We start from the raw sequence: 648 nt of genomic DNA, 5'->3' as shown, positions 1-648 counted from the left end.
TTTGGTGTTCTATTAGCGTCAGCGATTAGAGGCTTCGTTTCGTTGGAGGACTTCCAAAATTACTTCGGGCCAACGCTGCTTGGTCTAGGAGCAACCTTGATCGCAGCAACAATCATTGAAGTATGCTCCGAAGGCTCGACCCCTATAGCGGCCGACTTGATGAATCGAGCCAATGCCCCCGGTAATAGCTTTGCATTTTTAATGACAGGCGTAGCGACCGATTACACTGAAGTGATGGTAATAAAAGACACAATGAAGTCTTGGAAGACAGCACTATATTTACCTTTGCTAACCGTACCACAGGTGATCGTGGTTGCAATGATATTGAATAGTGTTTAACAATCGAACGTAGGCAGAGGGTTCCATCCCTTATATGAATCTACACCGTGCTAACCCGCCTGCGAGCCATGGAAGGCTCTGCCTACAGGATATTCTCAAGCACGACTGAAATACTTGATTGTACCTCTTCCAAACTTTGTGTTTCGTCAACTATTTTAAATCGCTTTGGCTCAGCTTCTGCACGCGCTAAATAGTTATCTCTAACATTATTAAAAAACTCTGCCTGTTCTTCCTCAAAGCGATCTAGGGCACCACGATCTTTTGCACGCTCCATGCCTACTTCAATCGGAGCATCTAATAAAAGAGTCA

General features: G+C 44.8%; 2 protein-coding genes. One reads left to right on the top strand and one right to left on the bottom strand.

What is annotated here, in order from left to right; genetic code table 11:
- Nucleotides 1–339 (top strand): permease (locus A3756_RS05925; protein ID WP_197481210.1); only part of this gene is annotated, 339 nt, incomplete at its 5' end.
- Nucleotides 340–421: 82 nt separating this feature from the next.
- Here A3756_RS05925 and A3756_RS05920 read toward each other — a convergent pair.
- The coding region (locus A3756_RS05920; RefSeq protein ID WP_368664574.1) for a dTMP kinase at nucleotides 422–648 on the bottom strand (227 nt) is incomplete at its 5' end.

The sequence above is a fragment of the Oleiphilus sp. HI0086 genome (genome assembly GCF_001635225.1).
The sequence above is the reverse complement of the archived record's forward strand: the minus strand, read 5'-3'. Positions and strand labels throughout refer to the sequence as shown.